The 16,583-nt window shown below is 67.2% G+C and carries 20 protein-coding genes; 15 read left to right on the forward strand and 5 right to left on the reverse strand.

All coding sequences use genetic code 11. From position 1 onward, the window contains the following. Both lipA and lipB read right to left on the reverse strand, forming a co-directional pair. Nucleotides 1–1,023: a lipoyl synthase gene (gene lipA, locus N4R40_RS04090; protein ID WP_261606081.1), complete on the reverse strand. Its 1,023-nt coding sequence runs from the start codon at nucleotides 1,021–1,023 to the stop codon at nucleotides 1–3. Continuing rightward, nucleotides 1,020–1,670, reverse strand: coding sequence for a lipoyl(octanoyl) transferase LipB (gene lipB / locus N4R40_RS04095; protein ID WP_261606082.1), 651 nt, complete (start codon nucleotides 1,668–1,670; stop codon nucleotides 1,020–1,022). Before lipB ends, lipA begins: the two co-directional genes overlap by 4 nt. Nucleotides 1,671–1,790: 120 nt before the next feature. Here lipB and N4R40_RS04100 point away from each other — a divergent pair, with 120 nt between their 5' ends. Beyond that, nucleotides 1,791–2,381 carry a TetR/AcrR family transcriptional regulator gene (locus N4R40_RS04100; protein ID WP_261606083.1) on the forward strand — a complete coding sequence of 197 codons (591 nt, stop codon included), beginning with the start codon at nucleotides 1,791–1,793 and terminating at the stop codon, nucleotides 2,379–2,381. Further along, nucleotides 2,348–3,904, forward strand: a complete 1,557-nt coding sequence (gene ffh / locus N4R40_RS04105) for a signal recognition particle protein (protein WP_261606084.1) — start codon at nucleotides 2,348–2,350, stop codon at nucleotides 3,902–3,904. Before N4R40_RS04100 ends, ffh begins: the two co-directional genes overlap by 34 nt. 13 nt (nucleotides 3,905–3,917) lie before the next feature. Here the strand turns inward: ffh and N4R40_RS04110 are convergent, their stop codons facing one another. Beyond that, the gene (locus N4R40_RS04110) at nucleotides 3,918–5,081 is read right to left on the reverse strand and encodes a glutamate--cysteine ligase (protein WP_261606085.1); all 1,164 of its coding nucleotides are present in this window, start codon (nucleotides 5,079–5,081) and stop codon (nucleotides 3,918–3,920) included. A gap of 185 nt (nucleotides 5,082–5,266) precedes the next feature. Here N4R40_RS04110 and rpsP point away from each other — a divergent pair, with 185 nt between their 5' ends. Genes rpsP through trmD form a run of 4 tightly spaced genes read left to right on the forward strand, consistent with a single transcriptional unit; the run spans nucleotide 5,267 to nucleotide 7,226 of the window. Next, nucleotides 5,267–5,695, forward strand: a complete 429-nt coding sequence (rpsP, locus tag N4R40_RS04115; RefSeq protein ID WP_261606086.1) for a 30S ribosomal protein S16 — start codon at nucleotides 5,267–5,269, stop codon at nucleotides 5,693–5,695. Nucleotides 5,696–5,700: 5 nt separating this feature from the next. Then, nucleotides 5,701–5,931, forward strand: coding sequence for an RNA-binding protein (locus tag N4R40_RS04120; protein WP_261606087.1), 231 nt, complete (start codon nucleotides 5,701–5,703; stop codon nucleotides 5,929–5,931). Between the two features lies 1 nt (nucleotide 5,932). Next, the gene (gene rimM / locus N4R40_RS04125) at nucleotides 5,933–6,523 is read left to right on the forward strand and encodes a ribosome maturation factor RimM (RefSeq protein ID WP_315902487.1); all 591 of its coding nucleotides are present in this window, start codon (nucleotides 5,933–5,935) and stop codon (nucleotides 6,521–6,523) included. Between the two features lies 1 nt (nucleotide 6,524). Continuing rightward, on the forward strand, nucleotides 6,525–7,226 hold the full coding sequence (gene trmD, locus N4R40_RS04130) for a tRNA (guanosine(37)-N1)-methyltransferase TrmD (protein ID WP_261606089.1): 702 nt from the start codon (nucleotides 6,525–6,527) through the stop codon (nucleotides 7,224–7,226). Between the two features lie 629 nt (nucleotides 7,227–7,855). Here the strand turns inward: trmD and N4R40_RS04135 are convergent. Together N4R40_RS04135 and map are read right to left on the reverse strand one after the other, a co-directional pair. Next, complete coding sequence (locus N4R40_RS04135) at nucleotides 7,856–8,197, reverse strand: hypothetical protein (protein ID WP_261606090.1); 342 nt, start codon at nucleotides 8,195–8,197, stop codon at nucleotides 7,856–7,858. Nucleotides 8,198–8,682: 485 nt separating this feature from the next. After that, a complete protein-coding gene (gene map, locus N4R40_RS04140; RefSeq protein WP_261606091.1) occupies nucleotides 8,683–9,465 on the reverse strand; it encodes a type I methionyl aminopeptidase in 783 nt (260 codons plus the stop codon). Nucleotides 9,466–9,490: 25 nt separating this feature from the next. On the opposite strand from map, the gene N4R40_RS04145 reads away from it, so the two are divergent. From N4R40_RS04145 to N4R40_RS04185, 9 genes are all read left to right on the forward strand, one after another. Continuing rightward, nucleotides 9,491–10,012 carry an MFS transporter permease gene (locus tag N4R40_RS04145; RefSeq protein ID WP_261606092.1) on the forward strand — a complete coding sequence of 174 codons (522 nt, stop codon included), beginning with the start codon at nucleotides 9,491–9,493 and terminating at the stop codon, nucleotides 10,010–10,012. Between the two features lie 177 nt (nucleotides 10,013–10,189). Then, the gene (rplS, locus tag N4R40_RS04150; protein WP_261606093.1) at nucleotides 10,190–10,537 is read left to right on the forward strand and encodes a 50S ribosomal protein L19; all 348 of its coding nucleotides are present in this window, start codon (nucleotides 10,190–10,192) and stop codon (nucleotides 10,535–10,537) included. Nucleotides 10,538–10,696: 159 nt separating this feature from the next. Then, a complete protein-coding gene (gene lepB, locus N4R40_RS04155) occupies nucleotides 10,697–11,434 on the forward strand; it encodes a signal peptidase I (RefSeq protein WP_261606094.1) in 738 nt (245 codons plus the stop codon). Continuing rightward, complete coding sequence (locus N4R40_RS04160) at nucleotides 11,431–12,090, forward strand: ribonuclease HII (RefSeq protein ID WP_261606095.1); 660 nt, start codon at nucleotides 11,431–11,433, stop codon at nucleotides 12,088–12,090. The genes lepB and N4R40_RS04160 overlap by 4 nt, the downstream gene beginning before the upstream one ends. A 27-nt stretch (nucleotides 12,091–12,117) precedes the next feature. Next, nucleotides 12,118–12,441, forward strand: a complete 324-nt coding sequence (locus N4R40_RS04165) for a DUF2469 family protein (RefSeq protein ID WP_144807996.1) — start codon at nucleotides 12,118–12,120, stop codon at nucleotides 12,439–12,441. A 103-nt stretch (nucleotides 12,442–12,544) separates the two neighbouring features. Continuing rightward, on the forward strand, nucleotides 12,545–12,907 hold the full coding sequence (locus tag N4R40_RS04170) for a YraN family protein (RefSeq protein ID WP_261606096.1): 363 nt from the start codon (nucleotides 12,545–12,547) through the stop codon (nucleotides 12,905–12,907). Then, nucleotides 12,904–14,436, forward strand: a complete 1,533-nt coding sequence (locus N4R40_RS04175) for a YifB family Mg chelatase-like AAA ATPase (protein ID WP_261606097.1) — start codon at nucleotides 12,904–12,906, stop codon at nucleotides 14,434–14,436. The genes N4R40_RS04170 and N4R40_RS04175 overlap by 4 nt, the downstream gene beginning before the upstream one ends. Next, entirely contained in the window at nucleotides 14,433–15,632 is a 1,200-nt protein-coding gene (gene dprA / locus N4R40_RS04180; protein ID WP_261606098.1) for a DNA-processing protein DprA, read from the forward strand. Before N4R40_RS04175 ends, dprA begins: the two co-directional genes overlap by 4 nt. Nucleotides 15,633–15,679: 47 nt before the next feature. Further along, a complete protein-coding gene (locus N4R40_RS04185) occupies nucleotides 15,680–16,579 on the forward strand; it encodes a tyrosine-type recombinase/integrase (RefSeq protein ID WP_261606099.1) in 900 nt (299 codons plus the stop codon). The last annotated feature ends 4 nt before the right edge of the window (nucleotides 16,580–16,583 follow it).

The following is a 16,583-nucleotide window of genomic DNA, read 5'->3' on the forward strand; positions in this document are numbered from 1 at the left end:
TCAGACCGCCTGCGCGAACCCGCGGTCTGCGGATGCAGCCAGGTGCTCGAGGCCCGGCGGGACCACGCCACCTCTCGAGGCCACCGACTGGGCCCACAGGCGACCCGCACGGTACGACGAGCGGACGAGCGGGCCGGCCAGGACGCCCAAGAAGCCGATCCGCTCGGCCTCCTCTTTGAAGGCGACGAACTCGTCGGGCTTGACCCACCGGGCCACCGGAAGGTGTCGGGGCGTCGGCCGCAGGTACTGGGTGATCGTGACGATGTCCGTGCCGGCGTCGTGCAGATCCTGCAACGCGTGGACGACCTCTTCGGGCTCTTCACCCATCCCGAGGATCAGGTTCGACTTCGTGATGAGCCCCGCATCCCGCGCCTGCGTGAGGACACTCAGTGAGCGCTCGTAGCGAAACGCCGGGCGGATGCGCCTGAAGATGCGGGGTACCGTCTCGATGTTGTGCGCGAAGACCTCCGGCCGGGCATCGAAGACCTCGTTCAGCAGGTCTGGCTCGCCGTTGAAATCCGTGGCGAGCAGTTCGACACCTGTGCCCGGGTTCGCGGCGTGGATCTGCCGGATCGTCTCGGCGTTCAGCCACGCCCCGCCGTCGGGCAGGTCATCTCGTGCCACGCAGGTCACGGTCGCGTAGCGCAACTGCATGCGTCGCACGCTGTCGGCGACGCGTCGCGGCTCGTCCGTGTCGTAGGCGGCGGGTTTGCCCGTGTCGATCTGGCAGAAATCGCAGCGGCGTGTGCACTGGGAGCCACCGATCAAGAATGTCGCTTCGCGGTCCTCCCAGCACTCGTAGATGTTCGGACATCCCGCCTCCTGACACACGGTGTGCAGGTCCTCGCCCTTCACGAGCGAGTGGAGCGCCTGGTAGTCCGGCCCCATCTTCGCCCGGGTCTTGATCCACTCCGGTTTGCGCTCGATCGGTGTCTGGGCGTTGCGCACCTCGAGCCGCAGGAGTTTGCGACCGTCGGGTCCGCCGGCGGGCGGAGCGGATGCCGATGAGCCGCAGGCGCTCATGCCGCCACCTCACCGGTGACCGTGGCGAAGTCCGCGGCGAACGCCGCCGCGACGCGGGGGAGGACGTCGGCGGGCGTGAGGTCGGCGCCGACGACCTCGCTCACGGTCGTGACGCCGGCATCGGCGATCCCGCAGGGAACGATCTGCCCGAACGGGAGGAGGGAGTTGTCGCAGTTCAGCGCGAATCCGTGCATCGTGACGCCGCGTTGGACGCGAACCCCGATCGCGGCGATCTTGTCTTCGCGGAGCGGCCGCCGCACCCAGACGCCGCTGCGTCCCTCGACGCGATAGGCGGTGATGTCGTAGCTGCCGAGGACGTCGATCAGGATGCCTTCGATCCGCCGCACGTGGGCGACGACATCGACGGGTTCGTGAAGACGCACGAGCGGATACCCCACGAGCTGTCCGGGGCCGTGCCAGGTGATCTTGCCCCCGCGGTCGACATCGACGACGGGAGTGCCGTCGGTCGGGCGCTCGTGGCGAGCCGTACGCGCTCCGGCCGTGAACACCGACTCATGCTCGAGGAGCAGAAGTGTGTCGTCGCGCTCTCCGGCGACGATCTCGGCGTGCAGGCGGCGCTGGAGGTTCCAGCCCTCCTGGTAGGGGATGAGATGAGGGGTGAGCCCCACGATCTGGATATCCAGCATCCGTCACTTCACTTTCGATTCGCGTGCGAAATCCGCCCTTGTTGGATCGCGTCCAACAATACCGCTCGCTACGATGCGAGAGTGAGCACCGGTCGTCCTAAGTCGTCGTCGCGTGAAACCTTGGCCGAGGCCGCATGCGAGCTGTTCCTCGAGCAGGGTTACGCGGCGACCTCGGTGGCCGACATCGCGCTGCGCGCGGGAGTGAGTCGATCGAGTTTCTTCAACTACTTCTCCTCGAAGTCGGATGTGATCTGGGGCGGGTTCGACACGCGGGCCCAGAGCGCGCGTGACGCGATCGCCGGCAGCGCGGATCCGATCGGCGCGCTGCGCGGCATCGCGGTCGGATTCGCGCCGGACAGCCTCGCGCTCGCCATCACACATGCCGACGCGATGGGGCTCACTCACGATCTCGACGCCGAGCGCGCACTCCGGCAGGCCCTCCTCGGCCGTGCGGTGAGTGACCGCCTGGTTGCGCAGGGACGGTCGCGTCTGGTCGCAGACGTGCGTGGTGCGGCGGCGGGCGGTGCGGTCCTCGCCGCAGTCTGGGCATGGTCGGCGGCGGGTCCGGCACGCGCCGAGATGGGTTCTTTCCTCGACGACGCCCTCGCCATCGCCGACCCGAAAGGGGAGACACGCGGACCAGTGGCGCCCGGCTCGGCAGATAGAATCGGGGGATCATGGCGACTTTCGGCACACTCAGCGATCGGCTGACAGAGACCTTCCGCAACCTCCGCACCAAGGGCAAGCTCACGCCTGCCGATGTGGACGGGACCGTTCGCGAGATTCGCCGCGCACTTCTCGACGCCGACGTCGCGCTCGTGGTCGTCAAAGAGTTCACCGGCAAGGTGCGCGAACGCGCACTCGGCGACGAGGTCAACAAAGCCCTCAACCCCGCCCAGCAGGTCGTGCAGATCGTCAACGAAGAACTCGTCGCGATCCTCGGCGGCCAGCAGCGCCGGTTGCAGTTCGCCAAGACTGCCCCGACCGTGATCATGCTCGCCGGTCTCCAGGGCTCCGGAAAGACGACGTTCGCCGGAAAGCTTGCCAAGCAACTCGAGAAGGAAGGCCACACGCCGCTCCTGGTGGCCGCCGACTTGCAACGCCCGAACGCCGTCAACCAGCTCCAGGTGGTCGCCCAGCAAGCCGGAGCCGCCGTGTACGCGCCCGAACCCGGCAACGGCGTCGGTGACCCCGTGCGCGTCGCGCGCGACGGCGTCGAGACCGCTCGCCGTCAGCAGCATGACGTCGTGATCATCGACACCGCCGGGCGACTGGGCGTCGATGCCGAGCTGATGAAGCAGGCATCGAACATCCGCACGGCCGTCGACCCGGACGAAGTGCTGTTCGTCATCGACGCGATGAGCGGACAGGACGCCGTCAACACGGCGAAGGCTTTCCAGGAGGGCGTCGATTTCACCGGTGTCGTGCTCTCCAAGCTCGACGGCGATTCCAAGGGTGGCGCCGCGCTGTCGGTGACCAGCATCACCGGACGCCCGATCATCTACGCGTCCACGGGCGAGGGCCTCGATGATCTCGAAGCGTTCCATCCCGACCGGATGGCGAGCCGGATCCTGGATCTCGGTGACATCCTCACCCTGATCGAGCAGGCTCAGACCGCGTTCGACGAAGCCGAAGCCATGAAAATGGCGGAAAAGCTCGCGACCGAGCAGTTCACCCTCGAAGACTTCCTCGACCAGCTTCAGCAGATGAAGAAGATGGGCTCGATGAAGAAGATGCTCGGGATGCTTCCCGGCATGGGTCAGATGAAGCAGCAGCTCGACAACTTCGACGACAAGGAAATCGACCGTACCGAAGCGATCATCCGCTCGATGACCGTGGCCGAACGGCGCAATCCCAAGGTACTCAACGGGTCACGGCGACTTCGAATCGCGCGTGGCTCGGGCATGACTGTGACGGATGTCAACCAGCTCGTCCAGCGATTCGACCAGGCAGCCAAGATGATGAAGACCGTGGCCCGCGGCGGAGTGCCCAACATTCCCGGAATGGGACCGATGGGCGGCAAGCCCGGCGCGTCGGCCAAGCGCGGCGGCAAGCAGAAGGCCAAGAGCGCGGGGTCACGCTCCGGCAACCCGGCCAAGCGCGCGGCAGAGAACGCCGGGATCGCAGCGACCGCGTCGGCGCCCACGGGATCCGGGTTCGGCCTCGGCGGGGCGGCGGCCGAGCCGACGGCCGAGGACCTGGCGCAGATCCAGAAGCTGTTCGGCAAGAGCTGAGCGTCTGCCCGCGTCAGCTGCGGAGCGATGCGAGGTGGTCGCGCAGCGTGGGGCCGGCGCGGAACTCGCGGATGAGATGTTGCACGACGGCACGGAGATCCCCGTCCGCGTCTTCGGCGACCCGTATCTGACGGCTCGAACTCGCCCCGCGCGAGATGATCGTGCCGACTTCGTCGAACTCGCGTGAGCAGTGCAGCTCCGCCGCGACCGGCGCGAGGGCGATGAGCGTTTCGCGAAGGTGCTCGTCGACCGGGCGCTGCGTGCCGTCGCGGTCGACGATGACGCGCGCCTCCAGCCCGTAGCGCGCCGCACGCCACTTGTTCTCCCGGACGAACCACGGCTGCAGTGAGGGCAACTCGCGGCCGGCATCGAGCTCACGGGAGAAGTGCTCCACCAGCACCTGGACGAGCGCGGCCACGGCGGCCATCTCCGGAAGAGTCGACATCCCGTCGCACGCGCGGACTTCGATCGTTCCCCAGCGGGGCGCCGGTCGGATGTCCCAGCGCACTTCGGTCGAGTCGTCGAGCACGCCCGTGCGCACGAGATCCTCGAGATACGACTCGTACTGCGACCAATCGGTCAGCGGCCAGGGGAGTCCCGCGGTCGGGAGCTGCTGGAAGACGAGCGCGCGATTGGACGCGTATCCGGTTCGCTCACCCGCCCAGAACGGACTCGATGCGGAGAGCGCCTGCAGATGCGGAAGATAGACCGCGAGGGCGTTGATGATCGGGAAGACCTTGTTCACGTCATCCACGCCGATATGCACATGGATGCCCCAGATCATCATGTTGCGACCCCACCACTGGGTGCGCTCGATGAGCTTGTGATAGCGGGTCTTGTCCGTGACCTGCTGCTCGTACCACTGCGCGAACGGATGACTGCCGGCACAGAGAAGCTCGACACCGAGTGGATCGGTGATCGTGCGCACGTGCGCGATCGCGTCCGCGATATCGTCGACGACCGCGGCGACGGTGTCGCCGATCCCGCTCGTGACTTCGATCGTGTTGGTCAGCAGCTCACCGGTGATCGTGTAGCGCTCCAGCGCGTCACGCTCCTCCAGAGCCGCGAGGATCTCGGGTGCGCGGGGGACCAGATCGCCGGTCTTCCCGTCGGCCAACATGAGTTCCCATTCCAGCCCGACGGACGAGCGGGCGGATGTGGCGAACGGCTCCGTCATCCGCACAGTCTGACACGCGAACGGCTGTGGTTCGCGGCATGGCCCATGATCTGGCAAAATAGACGGTTGGACCACTTGCTCGACCCTCTAATCCCGCAAGAATGTCCATCACAGAGCTCCCGCCGGGTGTGCACCCCACAGCCCAGGCGACGTTCATCAACTCACAACAGCACTCAAGGAGAATTGTGGCTGTCAAGATTCGTCTCAAGCGCCTCGGCAAGATCCGCGCGCCCTACTACCGCATCGTCGTCGCCGACTCGCGCACCAAGCGCGACGGTCGCGTGATCGAAGAGATCGGCAAGTACCACCCGACCGAGGAGCCCTCGTTCATCGAGGTCGACTCCGAGCGTGCGCAGTACTGGCTCTCGGTCGGCGCTCAGCCCACCGAGCAGGTCGCTGCGCTCCTCAAGCTCACGGGCGACTGGGGCAAGTTCCAGGGCGATGCCAACGCCGTCTCGACCGTCAAGGTCAAGGCTGCCAAGGAGGAGTTCCAGGTCGACACGGCCAAGAAGTCCGTCGTCAAGCCCAAGGTCGAGAAGAAGGCTGAGGAGCCCGCTGCTCCCGCCGCCGACGCAGCCGAGGCGCCCGCCGCCGACGCCACGGACGCCGAGTAATCACGGTGCTGGCCGCCGCGCTCGAGCACATCGTCAAGGGGATCGTCGATCACCCGGATGATGTCGCCATCCGTTCTTCCACGTCACCCCGCGGTGACGTCCTCGAGGTGCGTGTGCACCCCGATGACCGTGGACGGGTGATCGGGCGCGGCGGACGCACTGCCAAGGCGCTGCGCACCCTGGTGTCGGCCCTTGCCGACGGTGCGCGCGTGCGCGTCGACGTCGCGGATGACTGAGATGGCCGCCGAACCTGCGCGCACACAGCTGCGCGTCGGGCGCCTCGTGAAGGCCCATGGCCTCAAGGGTGCGCTCAAGCTCGAGCTCTACACCGACGATCCGGACGGACGCTTCGTCCCCGGTGCCGTCTTCACCCTGCAGGTCCCGGAATCTTCGCCCTGGCACGGGAAGACCGTGACCGTGCGCGAGTTCCGTTGGATGAACTCCCACCCCGTGGTCTTCTTCGACGACATCGAAGACCGTGAGGGCGCTGACACCATCGTGCGTGCAATCCTCTGGGTCGATCAAGATGTCACCGACACCGCTGTCGAAGAGGATGCCTGGTTCGATCACCAGCTCGTCGGACTCGACGTCATCCGTGATGGCGCTCGCATCGGGCGCATCATCCGCGTCGACCACCTGCCGTCCCAGGACCTCCTCATCGTGGCGCCCACCGACGGCGAAGGGGAGATCCTCGTGCCGTTCGTTGCGGCGATCGTGCCCGAGGTCGACCCGGCCGCCGGTCATGTCGTGGTCACACCGCCGCCGGGGCTTTTCGAGGAACTCCCGACCGTCGACGACGGCGAAATGGAAGAGACTCCCGAGGACTGACGTGCGCATCGACGTCGTCACGATCTTCCCCGCCTTCTTCGACATCCTCGATGTCTCACTCCTCGGCAAGGCTCGCGGGGCAGGACTGCTCGATGTCCGTATCCACGATCTGCGCTCCCACACCCATGATCGCCACCGCACGGTCGATGATTCGCCGTATGGCGGTGGTGCCGGAATGGTGATGAAGCCGGAGCCGTGGGGCGACGTCCTCGACGAGATCGCGGGCGCGGCAGATACCGGCATCCGCCCGACGATCATCTTCCCCTCACCGGCCGGCGAGGTCTTCACTCAGGCCACGGCGCGCGAGCTGTCGACCCGGAACCATCTCGTGTTCGGCTGTGGGCGGTACGAGGGGATCGATGAGCGGGTGTTCGCCTACGCGGCGACGCTCGGCGAGGTCCGCCTCGTCAGTCTCGGCGACTACGTCCTCAACGGGGGAGAGGTCGCGTCGATGGCGATGATCGAGGCGATCGGGCGTCTGGTTCCCGGCGTCGTCGGCAACCCGGAGAGCTTGGTCGAGGAGTCTCACGAAGACGGCCTGCTCGAGTACCCGTCGTATACGAAGCCCTCGTCCTGGCGTGGCTATGAGGTCCCCGATGTGCTTCTGAGCGGCCACCACGGTCGGGTGGCGCAGTGGCGCAGGGACCAGCAGATCGAGCGCACTCGTTTGCGTCGTCCTGATCTGCTCTCCGACCAGATCTGATCCGCAGTACCGGCAAACGAGCAATATTGCCATCCAATGCAACGCGCGAACCTCGATCGCCCGCGCAGTGGGCCTGAGCTCAAGGAGGATGTCGAGGGGACCGAAGCTCTCTGCGCCGCCTCAGATGGGAATCACGCCGCAGACGGCCAGCCGCTGGGCGCAGTTCTCACAACGCGACAGTGCCGAGTACATCGCCGCACGCACAGATAGCCAATCAAGCCTGACAGGTCAGGCGCCTGCACAACGTCTACCGGACCGAGCGCGTCAGTCCTCGTATTGAGGTGCTCGGTCCGGTAGTCGTGGTCACGGTCGGCCGCTGTTACGCAGTACCGCTCCCGTCCAGCGCGTAGCGACCCGAACTGCCGGTGTCGACCTGCTCCATCAGGTGTACGGAAAGGAGTCGAAATGCAGCCACCTCAGCGTCGACCTCTGGCCAGATGAGACGGCCGCTTTCTCCGAGTGTGCTCAGGCGTGCACCCAAGGACTGGTCGGTAATTGTGAACTCAGCATGTCGATCGGACCCTTCTCCAAAAACCACGATCACACCGCGCTCACTGTCAAAGGTGTTGCGATGATCAACCGCCCGCAAGTGATCAATGAATCGCTCCAACGTGCTCACTGAGCGGCCTTCAGCTCGGGAAAGCGGTGATGATTCGCTCAGTGGTGCTTCCGACAGGCACCTTCACCGTGTAGGTGCGCACGACTTGGCCCTGCGCATTACGAATCTGAAGCGGCGCCTGATAGGTGTACGTCTGGTTGGCGCTGTTGTCAGGCGCTGACGCGGGTGCGCCCACAGGGTTGCCGATGTTCCACTTCGCGAAGGTGGCCCAGTCGGTGCCCAGGTTGTACTTGTTGATGATGTTCTGCCAATCCTGCGCTTTGCCGGCGGCGATGTGACGCCAGCCATAGCCCGAGTTTCCGCATTCGAGTTTGGCTACTCCGCTCGGGTTGCGTCGCTGCCAAGTATTCACGCGCTTTGTGGCGGGATCACTTGCTGAGCAGCCTGGTGCAGTGGCGCGGGCAGACACCGACCCCCCAAACTCGACGCCGTTCAGCGTCGCCGTGTACTCGCCCTGCGGGTTCGGTGTGACATCACCCGTGGAACTCACTGCGGAGACGGAGTAGGGAGCTGCGGAAGCCGCAACCGACGGAACCAAGCAAAGCGCTATCGCGACGATACCGGCGGTAATGGATGCGCTACGAATTCTCAAGAAAGGCCGTCCAATCTAGCTCGCGCTTCGGGCAACGAGGAGAAACTACCACCGCGCGGTGACCGTCGACGTCATCCGTTGGGAGGACATTCGGGGCCTGAAGCGCTGCCCCACTCTCACGTCGAGTGGGCAGCGCGGCCGGTCGGCCTGCAGGTCGCCGTAGCCATGCTCTGAAGCATTCACTTCATGGAATAGCGCACCCCTCGATATCGCCTCTCCGCCAGGCCGACCCGCAGGGCCGTGGCTTAGTCGACGCCGAGGAACGAGCGATCGGTGAGGATGATCGGTCCGTCCTCCGTGATCGCGATCGTGTGCTCCGAATGCGCGCCACGTGAACCGTCGGCACTGCGCAGCGTCCATCCGTCGGCGTCGGTGATGAGCTCGTCGGTCGTCTGCAGGAACCACGGCTCGAGCGCGAGGACGAGCCCCGCTCGCAGCGGGTAGCCACGACCCGGCTTGCCGTCGTTCGGCACGTGCGGATCGCCGTGCATGACCCGCCCGACGCCGTGCCCGCCGAAGTCGGTGTTGATCTCGTAGCCGTCGGCATGCGCGACCTGCGCGGTGGCGAAGGAGATGTCGCCGATGCGGTTGCCGACGACAGCCGCGGAGATCGCCGCGGACAGAGCCCGCCGCGTCGTGTCGATCAGCGCGAGGTCCTCGTCACGCGGCGTGCCGACGACGAAGGACACCGCCGAATCAGCGACCCACCCGTCCACGGCGACGGCGAAGTCGAGCGACACGAGGTCACCGTCGCGCAGGTCGTAATCGAACGGGAGGCCGTGCAGGACGGCGTCGTTGACCGACGTGCAGATGACCTTCCCGAAGGGGCTGGCGCCGAAAGACGGGTGGTAGTCGATGTAGCACGATTCGGCCCCCGCGCGTCGGATCAGTTCGTGTGCGCGGCGGTCGATCGACAGCAGGTTCGTGCCCACCGTCGTCTCCGCGCGCAACGTGGCGAGCGTCTCCGCGACGAATCGGCCGACCGGCCGCATCGCATCGATCTCGGCGGGGGTGCGCAGCTCGATCATCGTGATCCTTTCCTCAGCCTCCATTGTGTCTGACCGGCGTACGATCAAGGACATGTGGTTGCGTCGCGCGTTCTTCCAGTGGCTGATCCCGGCCGCCTTCGTGTTGCCTCTGTGGCTGTTCGTCGGCTGGATCATCTTCGGATCCAGCCCTTGGGCGTTGCTCTGGGTGTTCGTCTCGGTGCCGGTCGTCTTCGTCGGGCAACTGGTGCTGGCACTCCTGGTGCGTGCCCGCGGCACGGTCCGCACAGAGCGCGCCGTCTCCTGGACCGACGTCGCCCTGTTCGGATCCTGGCACGCGCTGATCATCGCGCTCGGGGTGTTCTCGAACCCGTGGTGGTGGCTCGTCCTCGGAATCACCGTGGCCGTCGGCGTCGCTCTGCTGTGGACGCAACTCTGGGAACTCTGGCGCGAAGCCAAGCCGGCCGCCGCCCTCCGCCGCACCGCCGAGGGTGTGGCCTACATCCCTGCACCGCGGTCCGAAGCGGCGCAGGGCGGTGTACCGGAGGTCATCGTGGTCACCGAGCGCCCCGCGCCGCCCGCAGCCTGAACCCACCCGACGCGGGTTTGGTGCGTGCCCCCGTCCATGGCAGAATGGACACTTGTGTCCTGAACCAGCTCTGCCTCAGGGGAGCACGGCAATACGGAAACGTCTGCCTCGGACACACACCACCTTTTCCTCTTACATTTTGCGGTCGACCTGTTGCGGTCGCAGGAAGTGACGATCATGCAGATCCTCGACTCCGTCGATGCGGCTTCGCTCCGCTCCGACATTCCCGTCTTCGGCCCCGGCGACACCGTCAAGGTCCACGTCAACATCACCGAGGGAACCCGTTCCCGCGTCCAGGTCTTCCAGGGCGTCGTCATCGGCCGCTCGGGCGATGGTGTCCGCGAGACGTTCTGCGTCCGCAAGATCAGCTTCCAGGTGGGCGTCGAGCGTACCTTCCCGGTGCACAGCCCGGTGATCGACCACATCGAGGTCGTCACGCGCGGTGACGTGCGTCGCGCCAAGCTGTACTACCTCCGCGAGCTCCGCGGCAAGAAGGCCAAGATCAAGGAGAAGCGCGACCGCTGAGTCGCTTTTCTGACACGACGGATGCCCCGGAATCACCCGGGGCATCCGTCGTTTGTCGCGGCGACGGCAGTGCCGTGCCGTGCGCGCGAGGGCGCGTCGTATGTGCGACGCTTGACAGCGGTGATCCGATGCGCGGATCGACCCACCAGAAGGACACGAATGACCTCCGAGACCACCGTCACCACGGGCGGCGCGCGGCGTGAGTCCCGACGACGCGGTGTGTGGCCACTCGTGCGCGACATCCTGGTGATCCTGGTCGTCGCAGTCCTCGTTTCCTTCCTCATCAAGACGTTCCTGGTGCGCTCGTTCTACATTCCCTCCGGGTCGATGGAGCAGACACTGCAGGTGAAGGACCGCATCCTCGTCGATGAACTGACCCCGCGGTTCGGCGGCTACGACCGCGGCGACATCGTGGTCTTCCGCGATCCGGGTGGCTGGCTGCCGGTCGAGTCGGTACCCGAGCAGAGCCTCCCGGTGCAGGCCGTGGACTGGCTCCTGTCGGTCGTCGGCATCTCTGCGCCGGACAGCAAGGATCACTTGATCAAGCGCATCATCGGTGTCGGCGGCGATCACGTCGTGTGCTGCAACCCCCTGGGTCAGATCACCGTGGACGGCACGCCGATCGACGAGACGCCCTACCTCGATCTCGCCGACGGGCAGACGGCCCCCGAAGTCGTGTCCTTCGACGTCACCGTTCCGGAGGGCTCGTTGTGGGTTCTCGGTGACAACCGTGATCACTCGCGCGACTCGCGCTACAACGTGGACCAGCCCTCGCAGGGCTTCGTTCCGATCGACAATGTCGTCGGACGAGCGTTCCTGATCACCTGGCCGCTCCCGAGATTCGGCGCGCTCGACTTCCATCACGACGTCTTCGACGGGATCCCGGACGCTCGATGACGGTCGTGAGCCCGCGGCTGACTGTCGAGCGTCGCCTCCTGCGTGAGCACGCGCTGATCATCGCGTGCGATGAGGTCGGTCGCGGTGCGCTGGCCGGTCCGGTCGCGGTGGGTGCCGTCGTGATGGATGCCGCGGGTGCGCGGCGCCGGATCCCCGAGGGCCTGCGGGATTCGAAACTGGTCGCCGAGCACCACCGGCCCGCGGTCGCGGAACGCGCCGCCCGGTGGGTACAGGCATCCAGCGTCGGATGGGCAACCGCAGCGGAGATCGACCACGTCGGGATCATCCGCGCGCTGGGTCTCGCCGCGCTTCGCGCGATCGCGGATCTCCGGGCGTTCGGTGTGGATCCCGAGGAGGGCATCGTGATCCTGGACGGCAATCACGACTACATCACGCCGGCTGGCGGTGCCGATCTGCGCGTGCAGCCGATCATCAAGGCCGATCGTGATTGCGCGTCCGCGGCCGCGGCGTCCGTCCTCGCCAAAGTCGCGCGCGACGATCTGATGGTCGCCCTGCACGACGAGCAGCCCGTCTACGCGTGGGCGCGCAACAAGGGATACGCGAGCATGATGCACCGCGAAGCGATCCGCGCCCACGGTTTGAGCCCTCATCACCGATCCTCGTGGGCGATCGCCGATGCTCCGACGTTGTTCTGACTCAGCGACATCTAGACTGGAAGCACCATGGACGACGAAGTATTCGAGGACTACGACCGCGAGCTGGAACTGGCGCTGTACAAGGAGTACCGCGACGTCGTTTCGCAGTTTCAGTATGTGATCGAGACCGAACGTCGGTTCTACCTCGCCAACGATGTGAACGTCGTCCGGCGTGATACCGAGCACGACTTCTACTTCGAGATCTCGATGACCGACGTCTGGGTCTGGGACATCTACCGGGCGGACCGGTTTGTGAAGTCCGTCCGCGTGCTGACGTTCAAAGATGTGAACGTCGAAGAGCTTCAGCGCCGCGACTTCCAGATTCCCGACGAGCTTTCCCTCGATTCCTGATGTGAGCCTCATCGCCTCCTCCCCAGGCGGCTGATCGGCGCGACTGTCCACGGATCGTCGTCGCACCGCAATCTGCGGGCTTCGACGCGGGCACCATGCCGTCATGGCACAAAAGGACGAGCGGGGGCGCGCGGGCGAGCAACGCGCGGCGCGACATCTTCAGGAACAGGGATTCACGGTCCTCGACCGCAACTGGCGCTGCGCGGTGGGCGAACTCGACATCGTCGCGACCGACGGGCGCCACCTGGTTGTCGTCGAAGTCAAGACGCGCCGCACCGAGTGGTTCGGCCACCCGTTCGACGCGGTCGACAAACGCAAGCGTGACCGTCTGTGGCGGGTCGCCTGCGCGTGGGTGACGGCTCATCCCGATCTCGTGCAGCGACGCCGGCTACGGCTCGATGTGATCGGCATCACGGGTGAGGACCCTGCGACGGCGGTCTTGGAACACCTGGTGGACCTGCGATGACCCTCGGACGCACCTGGGGCGTTGTCCTGACCGGGCTCAGCGGTGACCTCGTCGAGGTCGAGGCCGACCTGTCGAACCAGGTTCCGGGGTTCCAGATCATCGGCCTCGCCGACAAGGCGATCGGCGAGGCGCATCAGCGCGTCTACAACGCCTGCGCGAACAGTGCTCTCCCGTTGCCGCGGCGCAAGCTCACGGTGAATCTGTCACCGGCGAGTCTGCCGAAGCAGGGGTCGGGGCTGGATGTCGCCATCGCGATCGCGGCGATCGCGACCGAGCAGGCGATGGACGCGGCTTCGCTCGCGTCGACGGTGCACATCGGCGAACTCGGATTGGACGGGCGTCTGCGTCCGGTTCCCGGCGTGTTGCCCGCGGTGCTCGCCGCCGCTCGGGCGGGAATCACGCGCGTCGTCGTCCCGGCAGCCAACCGCACGGAGGCCGAGCTGGTGTCGGGAGTGGAGGTGACCGGCGCCGTCGATCTTCGCGACGTCGCCCGCCACCACGGACTGGACGTCGAGGACGCCGGACTCGATCCGGTGCCGATTGCCGTGGCCGCAACCTTCGCAGCGCCGGAGCGGGTGGATCTCGCCGACGTGATCGGGCAACAAGACGCCGTCGATGCTCTGATCGTTGCCGCCGCCGGCGGCCACCACGTCTTGATGAGTGGTCCGCCGGGGGCAGGCAAGACGATGCTCGCGCGACGACTGCCCGGCATCCTCCCCGACCTCGACGACGCCGCAGCACTTCAGACGGCCTCGTTGCGCTCGCTCGCCGGTTTGCCGGTGCCCGCGCTCAGCCGGACACCGCCCTTCGAAGCGCCGCACCACTCGGCCAGCGTGGCGGCGCTCGTCGGTGGTGGAAGCCGCACCGTGCGCCCCGGTGCGATCGCGCGTGCGAGCGGCGGTGTGCTCTTCCTGGATGAAGCAGGCGAGTACAGCGGTCAGGCATTGGACGCGTTGCGCCAACCGTTGGAGAGCGGCGCCATCGAGATCCATCGGGCGGGCTTCCGCGCGAGCTTCCCCGCGAGGTTCCAGCTCATCCTGGCCACCAATCCCTGTCCGTGCGGAAACTACGGTGTCCCGGGCGGCGCGTGCGTGTGTCCGTCGCTCGCGATCCGTCGGTACCTCGGCAAGCTGTCCGGGCCGCTGCTCGACAGGATCGACATCGAACTCTCCCTGCAACGGGTCGCGGTGGCTCGCCGCCCCGACGCCGACACGGCGGTCCTCACGACGGCGGTCGCCCGGGAGCGCGTCGCGCACGCCAGGGAACGGGCGCAGTCGAGGTTGCGCGGTACTCCGTGGCGGATGAACGCGCAGGTGTCGGGATCGTGGCTCCGCACCGGACCGATGGCGCCGGAACCGTCCATCCGTCGACCGTTGGATGCGGCCCTGCACCGCGGCTCGTTGACGCTGCGCGGCTACGACCGTGTGCTGCGGGTGGCGTGGAGCATTGTCGATTTGGCCGGGCGAGAGCGGCTGTCGGTCGCCGATATCGGTCGGGCGCTGTATCTGAAGAAGGGAGCTCTCGCATGAACGCCGTCGTGCCGGGACCGGAGACGGCGCGTGCTGCGTTGGAGGGCCTGGTCAGCCCCCGTGATGATGCCGGAGTGGTGACGTCCTACGCGCGTGCGGTCTGGTCGACCCTCACCGAACCCGGCGATGGGGTGGCTGGCGCACTCGTGGCAGCCTTCGGCGCGGTGCCTGCTCTCGAGATCGCGCTCGGCGGTACCGGCGATGATGTGGACACCGCGGAACGTGCCGGCCTCACTCCGGCCGCGTTGTGCGCCGGGCGTGCACGCTGGCTCCCACGACGCGAGGACATCGGACACACCCTGGCGGCGGCGCGGCGTGCGGGCGTTCGGCTCCTCGCCCCGGAAGACGTCGCGTGGCCGACGCGACTCGGCGATCTGGGCCTCCACGCGCCGCTGTGCTTGTGGACTCTCGGCGACGCCGCGCAACTGAGTCCGCAGCTCGGCGTCGCGCTCGTCGGCGCACGCGCGGCATCTGCGTATGGAGAGCATGTCGCGACCGAATTGGCAGCCGAGTCTGCCGCATCCGGGATCGCCGTCTTCTCCGGCGCCGCCTACGGGATCGACGGTGCCGCACACCGCGGCGCGCTGTCGGCGGAAGGCTCGACGATCGCGGTACTCGCCGGAGGCGTGGACCGCCCCTACCCGGCCGGTCATCGAGATCTCATCGACCGAGTGGCTTCGCGCGGAGTCGTCGTCGCCGAAGTGCCGTGTGGATCGTCGCCGACCAAATGGCGCTTCCTCGCGCGCAACCGACTCATCGCTGCACTGTCCGACGCCACGGTGGTCGTCGAGGCGGCCTGGCGCTCCGGTGCGCTGAACACAGCCCACCACGCCGCCGAGCTCGGGCGCCCCCTCGGCGCGGTCCCCGGCGCGGTCACCAGCGCGGCGTCGGCGGGTTGCCACCGATTGCTCCGCGAGGTGGATGCCGTCTGCATCACCGGCGCCACGGATGTGCGTGAACTCCTCGGACTCGGTGGTGCCGGAGCGGACGACGGCGGCCTCTTCGAGGCAGGCGAGTACACGGGGGAGCGGACCCGCATCCTCGACGCCGTGACGTCTCGCTCGGTGCGGAGCACCGAGGAGGTCGCCCGGCGCAGTGGCATGTCGACAGCTGATGCGGCGGCGCTGCTGGGTTTGTTCGAACTCGAAGGAATCGTCATGCGCCGAGACGAGGGGTGGTGTCGCGGTGCCTCGTGACGGTGTGGCCGACGCCGACCTGCCGGAGAGCCAGGCATGCTGGAGTCATGCGGATCTCCGAAGGTGCCGATGCGTGGGCGCACGAGCTCGCGCACGTGCGCCGCCTGTCGCCCGCGACTGTCCGCGCGTATCGCAGCGACCTGCGCGATCTCGCCGACGCGCTCGGTGATCCCGCCCTGCGTGATGTCGACCTGGAGATGCTGCGGGAGTGGCTGTGGCGCGCGACCCAGCGCGGCGATGCCCGTTCGACCCTCGCGCGGCGCGCGGCTTCCGTTCGCGGGCTGTTCGCCTGGGCGGCGGATGAGAGCATCGTGCCGTTCGATCCGAGCCTGCGCTTGGTGGCGCCGAAACGGGGTCGTACGTTGCCGACGGTGACGACGGCGACGGCGATGAGCAGGGTGCTCGACGACGCACGCGAGCGCGCGGCGGACGGCGACCCGCTCGCGCTCCGGGATGCGGCCCTGTTGGAAGTGCTCTACGCCGCGGCATTGCGCGTCTCGGAAGTGTGCGGCACCGACCTCGACGATCTCGATGCTGAGCGCCGCACCGTCCGCGTGCTCGGCAAGGGCGGCAAGGAACGGGTCGTCCCCTTCGGGCTTCCGGCGGCCGAGGCACTCGAGTCGTACCTCGTCCGTGGCCGCCCCGCACTCGTCGGGCGCGGCTCGGGAACCGCCGCGCTGTTCCTGGGCGTCCGTGGCGGTCGACTCGGGGCGAGATCGGCGTACGACATCGTCTCGCGTACGGTGGCGCCGGCGATCGGGGCGACGGCGATCGGCCCGCACGCCCTCCGGCATTCGGCGGCGACCCACCTGCTCGACGGCGGGGCAGACCTGCGCACCGTGCAAGAAATGCTCGGTCATGCGAGCCTCGGGACCACGCAGATCTACACGCACGTATCCGCCGAGAAACTGACGGCGACGTATCGACTGGCGCATCCGCGCGCGTGAGAGC

Origin of the sequence: Microbacterium memoriense, assembly GCF_025398275.1 — a bacterium.
In the GTDB taxonomy this organism is placed as follows: Bacteria; Actinomycetota; Actinomycetes; order Actinomycetales; family Microbacteriaceae; genus Microbacterium; species Microbacterium memoriense.